Genomic DNA, 20602 nt, shown 5'->3' with positions numbered 1-20602 from the left:
GGAAACGGGCATGTTCCGCTGGAAGACGACCTTCGGGGAGCGGTTATCAACCCGTTTGCTGGCCAATCAACAAGCTGAAGCTCACGTGAAGGCAAACTGCCTAAACCGATTCACAAAATTAGGGATGCCCAAAGCTGTAATGCGAGTACCTACGTAGCCATGCAACAAAGCCATATGAAACAGTAAAAAAACTTATCAGTCAATGGGAAAAAAGTATAAGAAATCCAGTTGACCTTACTGTGGCACATACACATGCACACGGCGATCATACAGCAGGAGATAGTCAATTTAAATACAAGCTTCGTACAGTTGTACTGGGATTAGAAGTAAGCGACGTAACTTCTTATTTCAACATACAAAACTGGCCCTTACAAAACGGGCAGATCGATTTAGGGAACAGGATAATTGAAATTATTCCAATACCAGGACACCAGCAGGCTTCCATTGCTCTGTACGACTACGCCACCAAACTATTATTATCGGGCGACAGCTTCTACCCCGGAAGATTGTATGTTCGTGACTGGCCAGCCTACAAATTAAGTATGTAACGTCTGGTTGATTTTGCCGGGGTTCATCAAGTCTCTTATATATTGGGGAACCATATTGAAATGACAACTACAGATGGGAAAGATTATGCCACTGGCACCTTCTACCAGCCTTCAGAGCATATTTTACCTTTAACATTAAAAGACCTCATAGAACTTAACCAAGCTTTACAACTACTAGGAGACACTCCAAAATACGAAACTCATAAGAACTTCATTATTTATCCCAAGTAATCCTATCCCAGAAAAGCTGCTCACAGCATGCGCTTTGCCGCAAGGCTGCTGGACGTTTTTATACCCATTCAGAATCTATCTGTCGTGTTTTATTGACCCGTCCAAAACCGATTCGAATCAATTTTAGAGTCGTTTTCGACATGGGCAAAATGATTGTTGACCTGGCTTGTTTTCCCTACATTTTAAATATGACATCAGAGTTCTGAATTGCACCCTAGTCAAGCTACCGGGTACCAGTTATTATCTCAAAAAAAACCGGGGTAGCACGCTGTGCTACCCCGGTTTGGTATTAACTGTTCGCTTTAGCTATCCTTACGAAATCACTTTGAGCCCGTCGGCGAAGGCCTGCATCTGAGGCATAGTGCCCAGACTAACGCGGCACCAGTACTGCCCGTCAAATTTCCACTGACGGATACTCACGCCCTGGTCCATCATGCGGGTTACAAAGTCCTCGCCCTTCATCCTGATCGGGAACATCACGAAGTTGGCACCCGATGGTAGCGGCTCATAGTTGTGCTCCTTCAATACTCCGTACAGATACTCCTTCGACTCCCTGGTTTTACCAAGCGAATAATTCACGAAGTCCGTATCCTGCATACTGACCATAGCCGCCCGCAGGGTGGTCATACTAAGGCCACTGCCACCGGTAGAGAACTTAGCAATCTCTTCCAGAATTTCGGGTTTGGCAATCATATACCCCATCCGTAAACCGGCAAAACCGTGTACTTTCGAGAAGGTCTTGGTCACGATTACGTTGCTCCCTTTCATCACCGTATCCACCATCGAATAGGCTTTTGGGTCGGGGGTGTAGTGGATGTACGCTTCGTCTACCAGAATGGGCGTTTTGGCACCAACCGCACCGCAGAAAGCGCGCAGTTTAGCCGGGTCCACCGTTATTGCGGTCGGGTTATTAGGGTTGCAGAGGTACACCATACCCGTCTGACTGCCTACCCGCTCATTCAGTTTATTTAGATTGATGTCGTAGCCATCGGCCGCCACCAGTGGAACCTTGTCCATGCTGATACCATGCTTGAGTGCCGTGCGGGGCAGGGCATCGAACGTAGGGTCGGGGGCAACGATAGTGCGACCCGCGTTGGGCCGATAAGCCGCCCAGAGGGAAGCCGCCGTCAGCAACTCACCCGAGCCAGCGCCCAACAGTACGTACTCTTCGGGAACACCTTCGGTATCAGCCACTAGCTTGCGGAATTTCCGGGCATATTCCATGGCGTAGAGATAACCATCGGGCGCAGCCTCCGTAATGGTTTTGAGGGCTTTGGGTGAAGGACCGTAGGGGTTTTCGTTGGCCGACAGGCGGGCTTTCAGCACACCTCCTTTCGGGGGAGTATAGCCTGCGGGAAGTTCGGGATCCGGCTCGCAGAAGGCAGCCGGAGCAGCGGCTAAACTCAAGCCTGATAACAGACTAGCACGAAGCCAGTCACGACGATTGATTGCCATAGATGAAGAATAGTTGCTGTGTTGATACTGTAGAAAGTTTAGAAGAGCTAACGAAATGGTTGTCAGAACGATGTATAAATAAAGTTTTCATCCATCCAACAGAACAAATATAGACCACTTTAGCCTCTTATCAGCTTATTCCATCCCTTTTCACTATTTTTTACCTATAAAATTTTACTAAATACAATATTTTCAGAATAAAATTATAGTAATACAAACCCTATACCACACTTTCCGTCAGCTCTTCCACCCGAACTCCCCAGGCACACCGAAAATGACCCAGTGGGCAGGCTTTCCGGCCATGCAGATTACAGGGTTTACAATCGAGTTTTTCGGGCGTTTGCACCACCCGCGACACGTCGGCCAGCGGACCGAAACCAAACTCGGGCACCGTCGAACAGAAGATAGCCGTGGTAGGCGCGTTCATAGCCGAACACAGGTGCAGCGGGGCGGAATCATTTACGTAGTTCATCACGGCACCCTGCTGCAAAGCCGCCGATTGCAGTAAATTCAACTGCCCCGCCAGATTTTTTACATTTACTATACTGCCAGCCGAAACCCGTATGGCCTCACAGGCATCGCGGTCGGTGGGGGCACCCAGCAGATAAATCGTCAGATATTCGGGTAAGGCCTGAATAAGTTCGACCCAGCGTTCGGGAGGGTACTGCTTCGTAAACCAGACCGACATGGGTGCCATACACACATACGGCTGCTTTTTGTAGGGTTGCACCGTAGCATAATCATCCGCCGATGGGTAGAGTTTAGGGCGGGTTTGTGCCTGCCATTGACGAGCCGGTTTCAGCACACTGAGCATCTCCGCATTACGGTCTACTTCATGAACGCCCGGTTCAAACCGATGGACAACCTGATGCGTAAAAAAACGGGAGAATGGATTTTTATCGAAGCCAACCGTCACTTTAGCACCCGACAAAGCGGTTAGCATACCCATTGTTCCATACCGTTGCAGATTCAATACGCCATCGTACCGGCGGGAGCGGACGGTTTGCAGAAGTCGCCACAGGTCCCGGTATTTGGCCTCCTTTTTGCGCCAGATGAGCACCTCGTTCAGAAACGGGTGATTAACCAGTAAACCCTCGTTACCTTTGCGAACCAGTATGTCTAGCAGCGCATCCGGATAAGCCTGATGCAGTTGTTCGAGCAGGGCCGTAGCCAGGATGACATCCCCGATAAAAGCGGTTTGAATTAGCAGGAACCGGGGCGGATTGGTTGCGGTTATCATCAGTACGCCTTGTGCGTGAATAAGTAAGAATGGAAGATTACGACGTATATACTTTATCGAACGGGATTCGAATTGCACATAAACAAATTCTTCATACGCAGATTGCCCACTGTGGCATTATGCTCGATATTGGCAGTCGCGATGAACAACCACACCAGCAGGGACTTGCCCACTTTTGGGAGCATATGGCCTTCAAAGGTACGGAGAAACGAAAATCATACCACATTATCACCCGGCTCGAAATTATCGGTGGCGAATTGAACGCCTACACCACCAAAGAAAAAGTGTGCTTTCATGCCTCGGTGCTGGACGCTCATTTCGAGAAAGCCGTTGACTTACTAGCCGATATCACGTTTCACTCCATCTTTCCCGAACGGCAGATAGAGCGCGAACGGGGTGTTATCCTGGAGGAAATGGCGATGTATTACGACTCGCCCGAAGATGCCATTCAGGATGATTTTGACGAACTGGTGTTTCCGAACCACGCGCTGGGTGGCAACATCCTGGGCACGGCCGAAACCGTTGGCTCGTTCGGTCGGGAAGATCTCCAGCGGTTCATTGCCGAAAACTACGATACGAGCCGGATTGTGTTTGCGTCCGTCAGCCGGCTACCATTCAAACAGGTGGTGAAAGTAGCCGAGAAATATTTTCGGGACGTACCCGCGCAGCATTCAGTCCGGAAACGCAACACACCCACCGATTACGTACCGCGCCAAACCCGCGTCGAACGGCCCATTACGCAGGCACAATGCGCCCTCGGCCGACCGGCGTATGGCTTGACAGACCCGCGACGGCTGCCCTTTTTTATGCTCATCAACCTGCTGGGCGGTCCCGGCATGAACTCACGGCTGAACCTGAATCTTCGCGAGAAATACGGGCTGGTCTATTCCATCGATGCCGGATATACGCCTTACCTGGACACAGGCTTTCTGGGCATCTACTTCGGCACCGACCCTAAAAAAGTAGACAAGGCGCAGTCGCTGATCATGAAAGAACTGAAGCGGCTCCGCGAGCAGCCGTTAACGACCCTTCAACTGCATCAAACCAAAGAACAATTGGTCGGTCAGCTGGCGATGGCCGAAGAGAGCAACAACAGTTTTATGCTGATGATGGCTAAAAGCCTGCTCGACATAAACCGGGTTGAGGCTCTGAACGACATTTTCAACGACATCAAAGCCGTAACGGCCGGGCAGTTACAGGACCTGGCGCAGGAAAGTTTCGACGAAAGTCAGTTTAGCTCACTAACGTTCGTGCCGGAAAAATAAGGCGGTGGAAGAGTCATAAATCGTTAGAGTTATCTATCCGGGTGTTGCGGCCCTTACCCCTGCCCGTTATACTGCCGCGTTACGTCAATATCCCTGATGTCAGCCTGCCACGACAATACCCCCTCACGGCATACTCGCCTACAAAGAATACAGCGAGACGAATAGAACCGCCTTTATACTGAACGGGTTTGATTGAAACGGCTACCGTCTCAATCAAACCCGTAACCGTTTAATAAACGGCGTGTGACTGAATTCTGCTGAACAGTCAAAATTGTATAGTCCAGTGATTATTGTAGGTAAAACCCATAAACAGATGGTTAAACGTGTCTACAATTTATCTCGTAGTCTTGCGCTACTAGTAGCCTTTTACGCTCCCTTTATAGCACCGGGTATTTCAGCACAAAGTCTGCCTACGGGTTTTCTACAGGCTAAGGTGCAGGACGGCTATATTACCCCCATGGGGACCGTTTTCACCCCGGATGGCAAGAAGCTTTTTGTGTGGGATAAGGCAGGGCGCGTATGGGTATCGAACTGGAATGGCACCCAATACATCAGGCAGATAAGTCCCGTTCTGGACCTGAGTGACGAGGTAGGCAACTGGCGCGATTTTGGGCTGCTGAGTTTTTGTCCAGACCCCAATTTCGGGCAGAATGGCCTGGTTTATTTATTTTATGTGGTCGACCGGTATCACCTCTTCAATGCAAATACGGCCTCCTACGATCCCACCCAGAACCAGTATTTCATGGCCTCCATCAGCCGGGTGACGCGCTATCAGGTTCAGGTAAGCGGTACTGACCTGGTGGCCATCCCGGCCAGTCGGAAAGTACTGCTGGGAGAAAGCCGCTCCACGGGTGTTCCGCTTACGTACGAGTCGCACGCGGGTGGAACCCTGCTCTTCGGTCGCGATGGCTCGCTGCTGGTATCCACCGGCGATAATGCCAGCTACAGCAGTACGGATAGTGGCAGTGCGTCAGAAACGTACTACCAGCAGGCTATCAACGACGGGATTATGACCACCAATGAAAATGTGGGTGCTTTTCGGGCGCAGATGCTTACCTCGCTTTGCGGAAAGGTACTACGGATAGACCCCGCCACAGGCAACGGTTTGAGCAGCAATCCTTTTTACGATGGAGCGAATCCCCGTTCAGCACGGTCGAGAGTATGGACCCTGGGGTTACGCAATCCCTACCGGATGACCATTCAGCCTAATACAGGCAGCACCACCATTACCGATGGAAATCCGGGTACGTTGCTCATTGGCGACGTAGGCTGGAGCACCTGGGAAGAGATGCACGTTGTAAAGCAGGGCGGGGAGAATGCGGGCTGGCCTGTGTTTGAGGGCCTGAATGAGCAACCAGGCTACAGCGCGGCTGCCAAAACCCTTGCCAACAAAGATGAGCCTAACCCAACCAACACCTGTAACGTACCGTTTCTGCGCTTCAGCGATCTGCTGAAACAGGCTACCAGTTCAGCCCAGGGAACTACACAGGCCCTCAATCCATGCAGTTTACAGCCGCTGCCGGGTTTACAGCGCCGGTATTTCCATTCCCGCCCAGCCCTGGACTGGAAGCATGAACAAGCAATAGCCCGGGTGCCGGCCTTCAGCGGAAACACCGCTACCACCACTCCCCTGTCGGGCACACTGGGGACTCCCTTCCGGGGTAATTGCTCAATAGGTGGGGTCTATTACGGGGGCACGGCTTTTCCAGCGTCTTATCGAAACGTTTATTTTTTTGCTGACTACGGCGAAAACTGGATCCGGAGGGCTACCCTCAATACGGATGGCAGCCTGAATACCGTACAGGAGTTTTTGCCCAGCGGGGTTGGAAACGGTATAGTCGATATAGAATATAACCCGCTCGACGGGTCGCTGTACTACGTCAATATCAATACCGGCGAGATTATGAAAATCAGTTACGGGGGTAATCAGCCACCCGTAGCCGTAGCTACGGCGAATCAGCAAAGCGGCACCTCGCCCCTGACGGTCAATTTCACCGGCAGCAACTCCACGGATCCCGATGGGGATCCGCTCACGTACCTGTGGGATTTTGGGGATGGCACCACCTCGACGGTAGCCAATCCTACCAAAACCTTTACCGCCACTACCACGCAGGGCTTCACGGTTCGGCTCACCGTGAACGACGGACGCGGCCTGACCGATAGCAAAACGCTCGTCATTTCGATCAATAATGCGGCACCCACAACCAAAATTACGGCTCCGCTCAATAACACCCAGTACCCCCTGGACCGCCAGAGTTCGTACAAACTCACGGCCAGCGTTACCGACGAAAATCCAGCCATGCTTACCTACGTCTGGCAGGTCAGTCTGCGCCACAACAACCACGAACACCGCGAACCCATATTGACCGATGTCTCACCAACGGTTATCATCTCGCCCGTGGGATGCGACGGCGAAACGTACTATTACCTCATCAAACTGACCGTTACCGACGCGGGCGGGCTAACCGCTACCGACTCAGTTAAAATCTACCCCAATTGCACCTTAGCCAACCTGGCCGTTACCAACGCGACTGCCACACCCGGCGTTACCTCGGCCCTCATGAAATGGACGAATCCCACTGCTCCGTTTAGCGACGTACTGGTAGTGGCCAAAGCCGGTTCGGGATTTCAGGGGCAACCAACTGGCACGAGCTATGTGGCCAACGCTGACTTTACCGGCAATGGAGCCACGCTGGAAGGTGGGAAAGTCGTGTATCAGGGACCAGAGACGTTGGTAAATGTTACGAACCTGATCGCCGGGCAACGCTATTATTTTCGCATTTATACCCGCAGTGGCAACGTTTGGACGGGGGGGGTGGAGGTCAGTACTACCCCAACAGCCCCGGTACCGCCCCCCATCAACCTACTTTTCGACACCACGGCCTGCTACCGGATTGTATCGCGGGTGAATCCAGCATCAGTAGTAGGTATCGACGGCGGCAACACGGCCAGCGGTATGTCGGCCCGGCTGCGTACCAATGCCAGTCAACCGTGGCAGCAGTGGCGTATCAAACCCGCTACAACGGATTTTTATCGGATCGAAGCCCTCCACGGCGGCATGGTGCTGACCGTCGACGGAGCATCGGCGCAGGACTACGCGAACCTAACGCAACAGCCATTTGCCGACAGTATGAATCAGCAGTGGGCCATTGAGCCAAACAGCGATGGCTACTATATGCTTAAGGCCCGGCATTCGGGCAAGGCCATGGATATCAAGTGGGACGGTGTCGATGTTGTTCAGTACAGCGTTGGCGGGAGCTGGAGTCAGCAATGGGGCATTGAGAAAGCAACCTGCGCCACAGGTCCCGTAACGCCCCCAACCGAACCACCCACGAGCCAACTCTTTGACACGACGGCCTGTTACCAGATTGCCTCACGGGTGGGTAACGGCTCTGTGGTAGGTGTTGACGGTGGCAGCATGGCAAACGACGCGCTGGTTCGGCAGGGACCTAACGCCAGCAGGATGTGGCAGCAGTGGCGCATCAAACCCACGGCCACTAACTACTACCGGCTGGAGGCCGTCCACAGCAGCAAAACCCTGACCGTTGACGGAGCATCGGCGCAGGACTACGCGAACCTAACGCAACAGCCATTTGCCAACAGTACGAATCAGCAGTGGGCCATTGAGCCAAACAGCGATGGCTACTATATGCTTAAGGCCCGGCATTCGGGCAAGGCCATGGATATCAAATGGGACGGTATCGATGTTGTTCAGTACAGCATTGGCGGGAGCTGGAGTCAGCAATGGCGTATTGAAAAAGCAACCTGTTCAACCAACAACGCGGCTCGCTTAGGCGCTGAAGCCACCAGACTGGCGACGGCAGCAGCCCATCAGGAGCCGATAACCGGATTCCGGCTGTGGCCAAATCCAGCCCACGATTACGTGCAGATTGACTTACGACCCGCAGCCGGACAGCCCGCCGATATTGTGCTGCTCAACCTCACCGGTTCACTTGTATATAGAACCCGCGTTGATTCGGAATCTGAGCCAATTTACCAACTCGATACCCGTTCGCTCTCAGCCGGGACCTATCACATAATTATACAAACACCCGATCAACAGCCGACAACCCTGCGGGTAATAATAAGCCGGTAATCGAGTACCTTTGTTAGCCACCTGCGACTTACGACTTTTTACGCATGACCATAAAAGATGCCCAAACCACCGTCGATGACTGGATAAAGACCGTTGGCGTTCGGTATTTTAACGAGTTGACCAACATGGCGCAACTGACCGAAGAGGTTGGTGAAGTGGCCCGCATCATTGCCCGGCGCTATGGGGAACAGTCCGAAAAGGAATCGGATAAAAACAAAGACCTGGGCGATGAACTGGCCGATGTGCTCTGGGTCCTCATTTGTCTGGCCAATCAAACGGGTGTTGACCTGACGGAAGCCTTTCAGAAGAACCTGGATAAGAAAAATGGCCGGGATGCTACCCGGCATCTGGAGAATGACAAATTGAAATGACACTACATTGCCCACAAAAATGCCCCGCTGAAAAATTAGTTCAGCGGGGCATTTTTGTGATACAGAAAGCTATTTACTTCTGAAACGACTTGAAGACATAATCCCACATGGGCGACGAAACGCCGTAGTTGCTCTCTTCGTTTTTGTAGTGGTGAACGCTGTGGTTTATCCACAAATGCTTGAAGAAATTCTTCGGTGGCGTGTAGGCATGAATGATAAAATGCACGGACAGATACCCACTATAGCCGACCAGAAAACCAGGAAAGAACGCATAGGCCGCTTCGCCCATCATCACAAAAAACAGACCGAAGAACCCGGCTGCCATGAAAACAGCCACCGCCGGAGGCATGGCCAGACGCGTTTTGTCTTTCGGATATTCGTGATGGACGCCATGCAGGGTATATTGCAGTTTGGCGCGTTTTTCCGTCTTGGGGGTAATATGGTACAGGTAGCGGTGCAGCACATATTCAAACAGCGTAAACACCAGCAAACCCGTAATGAACAGAGTGGCAATCATTGGTGCGCCCATATCCGTATGCGTGAAGGCATACCATCCCAGGAACACCGAAAGAGTCAGCCACATCGAAATAGGAATCATGATGTGCGTCCGCGAAAGGGCTTCCAGAACGGGATTATCGAATAGTTTCTTGGTGCCTGTATGCTTGGGCCGGGTTTTACCATGTCCGGCCATCGTATGCAGCTTTTCCGTTGTTGATTCCATAGAGATTGTAGTCGATTAATAGGGCGAAAATACAATGAAAAATTGATTTCACCGAAGAATATAGTAAATCAAGTTTACTATATAATGATTAAGTTTTACTCATTTCTACCTGGTCCGCCAGTTTCTCCTGCATCGCGTCCATATTTCCTTTAGGTAGTTTGGGTCGGATAATCAGCCGCAATGAGTTACTATAGGTCAGGTAATTGAACATCCAGTTCAGAAAGATGGAGAGCCGGTTTTTGACCCCAACGATCGACATCAGGTGTACAAATAACCAGGTTAACCACGCAAAAAATCCCTGAAACTTTAAAAAGGGCAAATCCACTACAGCCAGTCCCCGGCCAATGGTGGCCATTGTCCCCAAATCATGGTACGTGAATTCTTCGGGTTGTTCGTTACGCAACCAGTGCAGCAGGTTTTTAGCCAGTGACCTCCCCTGCTGAACAGCCGGTTGTGCTACCTGTGGGTGCCCATCGGGCCATTTCTCTTCGGTCATCAGGGCCACATCTCCAATAGCGAAGATATCCGTAAACCCCTGCACCTGGCTATAGCGATTCACCAGTACCCGTCCGCCCCGACCCAGCACGTCGGCAGGCAGGCCCGCCAATGGGTTAGCCTTTACGCCGGCCGCCCAGATAAGATTATTGGTTCGAAGCGTGGAGCCATCACTCATGGTCACAATCCGCCCATCGAAATCTTTTACACGGGTATTCAGCCGCACGTTCACACCCAGCTCGTGCAGGTACGTTAACGAGTGTTCCTGCGACTGTTTGGACATCGGTTCCAGCAACACCGGCCCCGACTGAACGAGGTAAATATCCATCATCCTGAAATCCAGTTCCGGGTAATCTTTGGGTAGCACGGTTTTCCGCATTTCGGCCAGCGTACCGCATAGCTCGACGCCCGTTGGCCCCCCGCCTACCACCACCACATCCATGAACCCTTCTTTTTCATCGACGCTTTCCACGCTCAGCGCATCCTCGAAGTTTTGTAGCATCCGGTTACGAAGGGCAATCGCTTCGGACACCGACTTCATAGGCAGTGCCTTCTCAATGATATTCTGCTGGTTGAAAAAGTTAGTCTCTGCGCCGGTTGCCATCACGAGGTAATCGTAGGTAACCGACCCCAGTTCGGTATCTACTGCTTTGTCGGCCGGCCGGATACCCGTCACGTTCGTTACGCGGATATGAACGTTCTTACAATTACTGAATACCGACCGCAGCGGAAATAAAACGGCGTTGGCTTCCAGACCGGCCGTAGCCACCTGGTAGTACAGCGGCTGAAATTCGTGATAGTTCTGTCGGTTTATCAAAACGACCTGGAACTCCTTCCGGCCCGACAGTTTTCGGGCCAGTTTCAACCCGCCGAATCCGGCTCCTACAATAACTACTCGCTTACGGTCTGTCTGGGGTATGTTTGGATTCATAATTTAGTCGTACTAGTCATAACAGGGCGGCCCGCACGGTCGTAGAGGTTATAAGTGGCTGACAAGATAAGCAGTCGTTCAGTCATGTTCTATCGCACGGGCACCCCCGGTACGACTCCTGTGACTCGTGACTTCTACAACTTAACTAACTGACCATACTTGCCTGCAACACCCGCTCGTAGTGCGCTTCGTACATGGGCAGAATACGGGACAGTTCAAATTCTTTGGCTCTGGCCAGCGCGTTTTCCTTGAATCGGGGCAGGTTGGCATCATCGAGCACGTACAGCGCATTTTTGACCATATCATCTACATCACCCACCGGACTCAGGAAGCCGGTTACGCCCTGTATATTCAACTCAGGTAGTCCACCGGCGTTCGATGTGATCAGCGGCACCTCGCAGGCCAGGGCTTCCAGAGCCGCCAGCCCGAAACTCTCGTTCTCGGAGGGCATAATGAACAGGTCAGCGACCGACAGCACTTCTTCCACGGCATCCAGTTTTCCTAAAAACCGTACCTGGTCGTAAATGTTCAGGTCACGCACGAGCCGCTCGATGCGGGCGCGTTCGGGGCCGTCGCCCACCAATAAGAGCTTGGCGGGGGTTTGCTGCTGAATATGATAAAACGCCATAACGGCGTCGTCAATGCGCTTCACGCGCCGGAAGTTGGATGTATGCACAATCAACTTTTCGTCGTTGGGGCAGATTGCTTTTTTAAAGTGCTCCTTTTTCTGCCGGTTAAACCGGCTCAGATCGATGAAGTTGGGAATCACCTCAATTTCGCGGTGAACTTTGAAATGTTTGTACGTATCCTCCCGAAGATTCTCCGATACCGACGTTACCCCGTCCGACTCATTGATGCTGAACGTAACCACGGGTTCAAACGAGGCATCTTTACCCACCAGCGTAATATCCGTACCGTGCAGCGTAGTCACCACCGGCACATTACGCCCTTGCGACCGTAAAATCATCTTGGCCATGTAGGCTGCCGACGCATGCGGAATAGCGTAGTGAACGTGCAGTAGATCAACATCTTCGTTCAGCACCACGTTAACCATCTCGCTGGTTAACGCCGATTCGTAAGGAGCATACTGAAACAGCGGGTAGGATGGTATATTTACTTCGTGATAGAAGACGTTTTCATTGAAAAAATCGAGCCGGGGTGGTTGCTGATAGGTAATGAAGTGAATTTGATGCCCGTTTTTGGCTAGTGCCTTGCCGAGTTCGGTGGCGACTACTCCACTACCACCAAATGTTGGGTAGCATACTATACCAATTTTCATCGTGAGAGAACAAGTTTGTTCCTCAACAACAAATGCCGGCAAAAAGAATCCCGGAACGATCAAAACTACCTGACAGATCGTGACGCACAACGTACAATTAACACCAGCCTTCTATTTTCTCTTTTCCATCCTTTTCAAAATCCCTATTTTTGACGAAAAAACCAGCATGGTGGCACGCCAGTCCGTTCCCTTCTCAGCATTCGCGTTTGGCTTTCTGCGGCTCATCCGGCTTCAGAACCTACTGATTGTTGTGGCTACCCAGCTGCTTGCCCGCCTGTTTATCATTGATACCAAGCCGAGCAGTCTTTTCCTTTTTCCGGATCGAAACTTCTGGCTACTGTCGTTATCCACGGTTTGTATTGCGGCTGCGGGGTATATCATCAATGATTATTTCGACATAAAAATAGACCTGGTCAACAAACCGGAGCGGGTTATTATTGGTCGTTTTCTCAAGCGTCGGATTGCGATGGGAGTTCATCAGGTGCTCAATGTGGTGGGTTGCCTGATTGGTTTGTACCTCAGCAAATGGGTTTTTCTGGCCGATGTACTGGCAGTTACCTTATTGTGGTTTTATTCAGCCCAGTTTAAGCGGCAGCCGCTGGTAGGAAACATTACCATTTCGTTACTAACGGCACTTTCTCTCCTTGTGCTGGCTATATATTATCGCAACAATGCCCAGATGCTGCTGATCTATGCGTTGTTCTCCTTCGGTATTTCATTGATTCGGGAAATCATCAAAGACATGCAGGACGTCCGGGGTGATGCCCGTTTTGGCTGCCGTACCATTCCCATCCTATGGGGACTCCGCCGGACGAAGTACCTCCTCTATGGCTTGCTGGCCACCTTCGTTGGGTCGCTTTTCACCATCGCTGCGCTGCTCCATAACAACCAGCTCATTCTTATTTTCTTCCTGCTACTCATCCCGATTGGGTGGCTCATTTATCGGCTCGTTCTGGCCGATACCCGGCGCGACTTCGGGTACCTCAGCAACCTCTGCAAACTCATCATGCTCCTCGGCATTATCAGCATGATATGGACGTAGGATGAGTATCATTCATCATTAATAAAGCCGTTTACTCAAAGCTTTGGGCATTTGACTTTATTATCGCCTATTTTTATCTTCCTGTAAACCAACCGTTTTTCAATCGTATGAAAGAATTAATTTTTTCGCTGCTCTCACTTGTTATTCTATCTGGCCAGACGAAGGCGCAGGAGTGTATGGGTATAACGTTTAAGACAGGCATGCAATTCGAGATGACTACGTTCAATACCAAAGACAAACCCACCGGCAAAATCAGCTATAACGTCAACGATGTTCACAAGGAAGGTGGTTCGACCATAATGGACATGACGGCTCAGTTTGAAGATGAAAAAGGCAAACAACGCCCCCCCTATACTGTTCGATACACCTGTACCGGCGATGAACTCGTAGCCGATTTATCAGGCATGATGCAGTCCATGCAGTCGAACATGAAGGATATGGAGTTGAAAATGAAAATGAATAAGCTGATTTATCCGTCCAGACTCAGCGTAGGACAAAAACTGGGCGATGGCCAGATTGAAGCCGAACTCAGCACGAATGGCAATACCATGTCTACTATGATGATGACAATGGGGAATCGGAAGGTAGAAGGGACAGCGTCCATTACCACGCCCGCCGGTACGTTCGATACGTACAAAGTGACATCCGACATGGATATGGAAAACAGGGTTTTTGGTATGCCCATCCGTTCGTCTATGCAGGTGGTGAGCTACCGGTCTAACAATCAGATACTGGACGTTAAATCAGAAACGTACAGGAAAGGCAAACTCATAGGATACACCCTGCTGACGAAAGCGAATTGATGCGGGTAGAGCAGGGAAAAGAAACGATGTAAAAAATTCAGGAGTAGACGGCAAATATCCGCGTGCCCTGCGTCCTACAATCGACTTCTCCGCGCCGTTTCGGGGGTTTTCAGTAAATCACAACCCAATTCGCAACTTTGTTGCAAAAAAGTGGGTTAAGTAGGCATTCGATTGCCCTAAGCATCGTACTTTTGCCTTGCTCATGAAAACAGACGACCTCTCCCGTAAAGCAGATTATATTGGTATTACCGGCTCCGTACTGTGCATTATACACTGCCTCGTTACGCCCGTTTTGCTGGTTTCGTCCTCGCTGTTGCAAGACTCTCCGCTCCGTGCCGGGTATTTGAGTCTGGATTATGTTTTTATCGGAATCAACATCATAGCGGTTTATTTTGCCACCCGGCACGTTGTATCGATACCGATCAAACGAAGCCTCTGGGGATTCCTGGCCCTGTTCAGTATCGCCCTCGTATTGGAACACACGATTCCCGTTTTTGCGTATGTTGCCTATGCCGCTTCGGCCGGGCTCGTCATTAGTCACCTGGTCAATATCCGGCAGCACCGGCTGATCCATGCTCACTAATTGGCACTGAACGCCCGGTTATTGATGAAGGTATCGTCGGTAAGGGTTTTCAGGAAGGCAACCACCTGTTTTTTCCCGGTATCGGTCAACGCTATACCCGAACTTCCGTTCTGTTTCAGCACTGGGTCGAGCGTAGGGCTATTGACAACACCACTGCGGTAATGGTCGATCACCTGTTCCAGCATGGCAAAACGCCCATCGTGCATGTACGGGAATGTTTTCTCCACATTACGCAGGCTGGGCACCCGGAATTTAAGCCGGTCGGCTTCGTTGAGGGTAATCGTGTAGCGGCCCTGATCCTTGATTGGCCCAACGGGCAGGCCGTTGTTTCGGTAGCTTTTATCGGTGAACAGATCCGTGGCGTGGCAGGCCGTACATTTCTGCTGAAATAGCGCCAGCCCGGCCAGTTCATCGGCACTCAGGGCTCCCCCACTCTCTTTCCGAACGTATTTGTCATACCGCGAATCAGCCGATACGAGGGTTAGCATAAACTGCGAAATAGCCTTCAGAAACCGGGCCGTCGTGACCGTGTCAGAGCCAAAGGCGGCTTTGAACAGGGCTGGATATTTAGGGTTTTTCTGTACCCGGTTCAGCGCATCCGAAAAGACCATATCCATCTCGACCGGATTTTTGATGGGCGAGAGCGGTAACTCGTCAAGGCTGGTAACACCCCCATCCCAGAAGAACTCCCGGTCCCAGCCCAGATTCTGCAGTCCCGGCACATTACGCGTACCGAACTTACCACCAATACCATGACTCAGTGGGTGGTCGGAGTGGCCAAAGCCCGCGAACTGCTGGTGGCAAAACCCACAACTAATCGTCGTATCGCGCGAAAGCAACGGGTCGTAAAACAGGGTTTTCCCTAACGCTACGCCCTCCACAGTGGGGGGATTCTGGCTCAGCTGGTAGGTTATAGCCGGAAAATTAGCCGGTTGCCGAATCGTGACCGGCGTTGCCTGATACACCACCCCACCCGGTTGTGTCGGAGCGGGATTGGGCTTGGGATCAGGGTTCTGCCGGGTTTGGCAGCTCACCACCACTGCAAACAAACTCGCGCTGACCAGGAACCCGATTTTGGCGGGCGATATAGTACCTACCCGAATCATAGGCTAGTCTGAATGCGCGTGTAGCTGAACATCTGGGCGATATTGCTAGCGATATTGGTCGAGTAGGGATCAAACATCACAGATGAATGTTCGGCAATACTCAGTTTGGTTTGACCATTAAACACCTTCAGGGCATCGGTCGTGAGCTGAACGGTTGGTGTTGACGTGGTCTGCACCTTCGCTACGTCATTATTGAAAGAGAGCGTAGCCGTACGCAGGTTGTTGATGGTTTTCTTTCCATCATACCCACCCCCAAAACCCCCGACGTGGTAAAAGAACGTATTGTTCTGCGTGGCGGGAGCCAAAGCAGATTTTCCTTCCAGCTTCATAAAAATATAGCCCGAATTCCACTCCCAGTACATACCATCGTTCAAACCCGGATCGAGCACACCTGTCCGTTTGCTGATATCGGCCAGGCTGCGCAGACTGTCTACCCCAATCATGAACGTCAGGCCTATATAATCGCCCACGGGTATATAGGATAAAGTAACCATTTGGGAAACTGGCTTTTCCTCCTGAATCAAAAAATAACTACTATCCTGCGGTACAACATACTCGCTGCCATTCGCTTTGCGAAGCCGGATATTGCTGACGAAGTAGTTGAATTTAGTGATGGTAAACGCTTCACCGGCGGCATTCTGGTACGAGCCGGTTTCCAGCTTCAGGTCAGATGCCCCCGCCACATTATCGAACGTAATGCGAAGCTTTCCCGTCGTAACGGTCGTATCAGGATTTATGGTATTGCAGGAAAAAACGGCCGGTCCAATGGCTAATACGACGAGTAAACCAATAGTAGCGGTAGTTTTCATAGCCGGTGTTGTGTCTGCCTGCTCATGCCAAACGGCTTGCCTTTATCTAACGTAAACCAGCCCTAAATCATGCATACGTTTTGATTAAATACCCCTAAAAAAGTCACCCTGGCGTCCGTTAGCGATAAAGAATACCGGTTGCTCATAAATCAATCCGTTCGCTCAATAGGTTTGACACGCTCTCAACCAGTTCTATAGATTTGATCCAGTGGGCGCGGTCTGAGCGGCTACCACCGTAGTATCTTCTCTTTTTACATCAAAAAACAATCATCATGAAAAACACCCTATCTGCATTAAGTGGCGGTTTACTCGTATGGCTGTTTACCGGCTGTCAGGATCACCGGATACCGGCTCCCCCCGACCCAACGTTTACAACCACTACGCTGGCTACCGGCCTGATTGCTCCCATCAGCGTAGAAACGGATGCCAGTGGACGCGTGTTTGTGGCCGAACAGGGCACTGGCCAAAACGACGGTACCGTATCCGAAATCACGCAGGATGGCAAAAAGCATCCGATTGTTACCGGCATCTTTTCCCAAACCAACACAACGGGGGATCTCAATGCGGTCGACCATTTACTGATTGTGGACAAAACACTTTACTTTTTGAGTCCGAAGGGGCTTTATCAGATCGATTTATCTTCCTATAAAACGGACCTTACCCCCGCCAGCCCGGCTTCCAGTCTGACTCCTCAGGACATTAGTTCCTTTGTAATCGCCCACAACTTTACAAACGATACCGGCGAATCGCACCCCTATAATTTGACCCTCGGCCCCGACGGGGCGCTGTACATAACCGACGCAGCGGCCAACGCCATTATCCGTCGGTCAAAAACCGGCGATTTAAGCGTCGTAACCGAAGTGCCGGGTATTGCCAATCCCAACCCGGCTGGTCCCCCGCCAGGCCCGCCCTTCATTCAGTCGGTACCCACCAGTATTACTTACGATGGTCATCAGTTTTTGATCAGTACTTTGCTGGGGTTCCCGTTTCCGGCCGGAAAAGCAATCGTTTACCAGATGAACCTGGCGGGTAACCTCACGATTTATCAGCAGACCTTCAACAGCCTGGTCGATGTGGAGAATGATGGCAACGGGAAGCCGCTGGTGCTTGAGTTTGCCCAGTTTGGTCCTACAGGCTTTACGCCGAACACGGGCCGGTTATTACGGGCCAACGGGGCCACCAGCACCGTCCTGCTTGACAAGCTGAACCTGCCCACTGATCTGAAAATAAGTAATGCCCACACGGCTTACATCACCAGTATGGGGAGTGGCGCCTTGCTGAAGGTTACTTACTAACCAATCATTCGTACATTTTCTCGTAATACTCCCGCGCCATTCGGGCCGAGGTGAAGTAGGCATCTACATCGTTCATGCTCCGTAACTGAAGGGCCTGCCAGTCGGCGGGCCTTTCGTAGTACATGGGTAGTATGTCTTCTTCGAGGAGCCGGAACAGGTGGTTGCGGTCATGCTCGTCGGGGTTACCTTCCGGGGCAGTGGGTATAATGAAGGAATTCTGTTCGGGGCCGCTATCTTTTTCGAACTCACAGATCCAGCCATCGTTGGTCGAGACGTTGATAGCCCCGTTCATGGCTGCCGTCATGCCGCTGGTTCCCGATGCCTCGCGGGGTACGATGGGCGTATTTAACCAAAGGTCGGCACCGTCTTTGAGGGCTTTGGACAGGGCAAGTTCGTAGCCGGTCAACACCGCCATACGCGGATACAGGTGACTGAGGTAGTAAAGATGGTTGAAGGTTCGGACCGCCCCTTCATCGAACGGGTAGGGTTTGCCGGCCCAGATAATCTGAAGGGGATAATCCCGACTATTCATCAATCGTTTAAACCGCTCGCCGTCCTGCGTGAGCAGGTCTGGACGTTTGTAAGCCGCAAACCGACGCGCCCACACCATCGTCAGCACATTGGGGTCGAAGAGTTTGCCTACCTGATCGGCTACAGTGGTAAACAACGGCTTTTTGAGGGCTTTTTTACGGGTAGCCATGGCCGTAACGTCCCCGGCCCGGCGGGCCGTTTCCAGTTGACTATCGGCCCAGTACTGATGATTCTGGGCGTTGGTGATGTGCGTAATCTCGCAAATATCCGGGTAGCTTCCCCACAGCCGACGCGATACTTCGCCGTGTAGTTTCGAGACACCGTTGGCCTTCCGGCTCAACCGAAGTGCCACCAGGGAGTGATTGAAAATAGAATCCTGAATACCCGTAATCTGCCGAACCTCATCGAGCGGGAGGTCACCGAAAAAGCTTAGCTTCTCTAAAAAACCAATGTCGTGTTTTTCGTTGCCCGCTTCTTCGGGCGTGTGCGTGGTAAACACCATACGCTCCCGCACGGCGGCTGCACTACCGAGCGTTTTGTAGAGATGGAAAACCGCCGATACCGCATGGGCTTCATTCAGGTGATACACGGCAGGCTTGTATTGTAGCTCATCCAGGAACCTGGCTCCCCCCAAACCCAACAGCATACACTGCGCTACTTTCCGTTCCGAGTCCGCATCGTAAAGCCGGTACGAGATCGAGCGGGCGGTTTCGTCATTACCATCCACATCGGTCGTCAGGAAAAACATCGGCACCGTATTGAAGTGCTTCGGGTCGAGATAGAACGCCTGTACCCAAACCGGCTGGCCGGCTACGGTAATCGTGAATCGAATGCCCGTATCCTGCAGGAAATCGTACATTTTCTCCCGAAACTGAACGTCCATTGAATTATCGGCCTGACGGATCTGATCGTAATAACCATACTTCCACAGAATACCTATACCAATCAGGTTCTGGCGTTCATCGAAGGCACTTCTCATGTGCGATCCGGCCAGGAAGCCAAGGCCACCAGAGTAGGTTTTCAGGGCCTGGTCGATGGCAAACTCCATCGAAAAATAGACTACGGATTTCTGGAAAGCAGGGGCAAAGGAATAGGGATGACGAAAAGCCGACGGCAGTTGTGAAACAGACATGTAAGGTGAGTACGAATAAAACAGGATTAAACCTCAAATTTATTAGACAAAAGGAGAAACCAACATATCAACGAGCTATTTATTCGTAAAGTGATTTGCCTTATCAGCGTGGTTCGGTACCTATCGGGTACCGCGTACCGCCACCGCCACCCGACAGAAAACAGGAAGCCGCCCGTGATCATATCCATTGCCTTGTCTTTCCAGCAAACAATCGTTCCCAGCCGGTGGTTATCTACCAGTTCAGTAGATAAAAAAACAGCATGAGCAAAGGAGCCAGTCAACCTACTGTTCGCGAGACCGCCGACGATACCAGGAAGTACAGATCAGATCTGACTGGGGCATTCAATCCGGCAACGTTTATAACAAACTATTGCTTTGACAATAGTTCGGTGATTTCTCTGGGATAAAGAAGGCGTAGTAGTTTTGGGTATCTGACATCCTAAACCGACTACGCCATGAGCGAAGCCTTCGCTTCACTGACCGCAATACTAGCTAATATGCCTAGACTGACCAAGCCTCGGGTGGAATTTATGAGCCATGTATTACACCTGTTTCTGTGCCTACGAAGCCGCATCAATTTTTTGATGCTGGCCCGCCACACTGATCATTATGTGGAAAGTACCTTTCGGCTTCACTATGAAGAGTTTCACGACTTTACTGCCATGAATA

The 20602-nt window shown here is 51.3% G+C and carries 17 protein-coding genes; 9 read left to right on the top strand and 8 right to left on the bottom strand.

Translation table 11 applies throughout. The features are described 5' to 3' along the window. Window positions 1–239: 239 nt before the first annotated feature. Complete coding sequence (locus B157_RS37955) at window positions 240–548, top strand: MBL fold metallo-hydrolase (protein WP_169521649.1); 309 nt, start codon at window positions 240–242, stop codon at window positions 546–548. A 543-nt stretch (window positions 549–1091) separates the two neighbouring features. Here the strand turns inward: B157_RS37955 and B157_RS0102465 are convergent. After that, window positions 1092–2234, bottom strand: a complete 1143-nt coding sequence (locus tag B157_RS0102465; RefSeq protein ID WP_020601800.1) for a pyridoxal phosphate-dependent aminotransferase — start codon at window positions 2232–2234, stop codon at window positions 1092–1094. Between the two features lie 220 nt (window positions 2235–2454). After that, window positions 2455–3474 (bottom strand): glycosyltransferase family 9 protein, encoded by a 1020-nt coding sequence (locus tag B157_RS0102460; protein ID WP_020601799.1) that lies wholly within the window; start codon window positions 3472–3474, stop codon window positions 2455–2457. A gap of 29 nt (window positions 3475–3503) precedes the next feature. Between B157_RS0102460 and B157_RS0102455 the strand changes: the two genes are divergently transcribed. From B157_RS0102455 to B157_RS0102445, 3 genes are all read left to right on the top strand, one after another. After that, window positions 3504–4739, top strand: coding sequence for a M16 family metallopeptidase (locus B157_RS0102455; RefSeq protein ID WP_020601798.1), 1236 nt, complete (start codon window positions 3504–3506; stop codon window positions 4737–4739). Window positions 4740–5052: 313 nt separating this feature from the next. Then, a complete protein-coding gene (locus tag B157_RS0102450; protein WP_020601797.1) occupies window positions 5053–8835 on the top strand; it encodes an RICIN domain-containing protein in 3783 nt (1260 codons plus the stop codon). A 44-nt stretch (window positions 8836–8879) separates the two neighbouring features. Next, window positions 8880–9206 carry a nucleotide pyrophosphohydrolase gene (locus tag B157_RS0102445; protein WP_020601796.1) on the top strand — a complete coding sequence of 109 codons (327 nt, stop codon included), beginning with the start codon at window positions 8880–8882 and terminating at the stop codon, window positions 9204–9206. 73 nt (window positions 9207–9279) lie between these two features. Here the strand turns inward: B157_RS0102445 and B157_RS0102440 are convergent, their stop codons facing one another. The 3 genes from B157_RS0102440 to bshA form a co-directional block, all read right to left on the bottom strand. Further along, window positions 9280–9927 carry a sterol desaturase family protein gene (locus B157_RS0102440; RefSeq protein WP_020601795.1) on the bottom strand — a complete coding sequence of 216 codons (648 nt, stop codon included), beginning with the start codon at window positions 9925–9927 and terminating at the stop codon, window positions 9280–9282. 88 nt (window positions 9928–10015) lie between these two features. Continuing rightward, window positions 10016–11353, bottom strand: coding sequence for an NAD(P)/FAD-dependent oxidoreductase (locus B157_RS0102435; RefSeq protein ID WP_020601794.1), 1338 nt, complete (start codon window positions 11351–11353; stop codon window positions 10016–10018). A gap of 145 nt (window positions 11354–11498) precedes the next feature. After that, entirely contained in the window at window positions 11499–12632 is a 1134-nt protein-coding gene (bshA, locus tag B157_RS0102430; RefSeq protein WP_020601793.1) for an N-acetyl-alpha-D-glucosaminyl L-malate synthase BshA, read from the bottom strand. A gap of 166 nt (window positions 12633–12798) precedes the next feature. Here bshA and B157_RS0102425 point away from each other — a divergent pair, with 166 nt between their 5' ends. The 3 genes from B157_RS0102425 (at window position 12799) to B157_RS0102415 (ending at window position 15060) form a co-directional block, all read left to right on the top strand. Further along, a complete protein-coding gene (locus B157_RS0102425; RefSeq protein WP_026308430.1) occupies window positions 12799–13674 on the top strand; it encodes a geranylgeranylglycerol-phosphate geranylgeranyltransferase in 876 nt (291 codons plus the stop codon). 107 nt (window positions 13675–13781) lie between these two features. Then, window positions 13782–14477 (top strand): TapB family protein, encoded by a 696-nt coding sequence (locus tag B157_RS0102420; protein WP_020601791.1) that lies wholly within the window; start codon window positions 13782–13784, stop codon window positions 14475–14477. 202 nt (window positions 14478–14679) lie between these two features. Next, window positions 14680–15060, top strand: a complete 381-nt coding sequence (locus tag B157_RS0102415) for a MerC domain-containing protein (protein WP_020601790.1) — start codon at window positions 14680–14682, stop codon at window positions 15058–15060. Here the strand turns inward: B157_RS0102415 and B157_RS0102410 are convergent. Further along, entirely contained in the window at window positions 15057–16166 is a 1110-nt protein-coding gene (locus B157_RS0102410; RefSeq protein ID WP_020601789.1) for a cytochrome-c peroxidase, read from the bottom strand. The genes B157_RS0102415 and B157_RS0102410 overlap by 4 nt on opposite strands. Further along, window positions 16163–16975: an MbnP family protein gene (locus tag B157_RS0102405; protein ID WP_020601788.1), complete on the bottom strand. Its 813-nt coding sequence runs from the start codon at window positions 16973–16975 to the stop codon at window positions 16163–16165. The genes B157_RS0102410 and B157_RS0102405 overlap by 4 nt, the downstream gene beginning before the upstream one ends. A 272-nt stretch (window positions 16976–17247) precedes the next feature. Here B157_RS0102405 and B157_RS0102400 point away from each other — a divergent pair, with 272 nt between their 5' ends. Beyond that, window positions 17248–18270, top strand: coding sequence for a ScyD/ScyE family protein (locus tag B157_RS0102400; RefSeq protein ID WP_020601787.1), 1023 nt, complete (start codon window positions 17248–17250; stop codon window positions 18268–18270). 4 nt (window positions 18271–18274) lie between these two features. On the opposite strand, the gene glgP is transcribed toward B157_RS0102400, so the two are convergent. Next, on the bottom strand, window positions 18275–19933 hold the full coding sequence (gene glgP, locus B157_RS0102395) for an alpha-glucan family phosphorylase (protein ID WP_020601786.1): 1659 nt from the start codon (window positions 19931–19933) through the stop codon (window positions 18275–18277). A gap of 455 nt (window positions 19934–20388) precedes the next feature. Between glgP and B157_RS39245 the strand changes: the two genes are divergently transcribed. Continuing rightward, window positions 20389–20602: hypothetical protein (locus B157_RS39245; RefSeq protein WP_211224972.1), on the top strand; the 214-nt coding region annotated here is incomplete at its 3' end.

The sequence above is a fragment of the Spirosoma spitsbergense DSM 19989 genome, assembly GCF_000374085.1.
GTDB lineage: Bacteria > Bacteroidota > Bacteroidia > Cytophagales > Spirosomataceae > Spirosoma > Spirosoma spitsbergense.
Note: the sequence above shows the minus strand (reverse complement) of the source record. Positions and strands in the feature narration are given on the sequence as shown.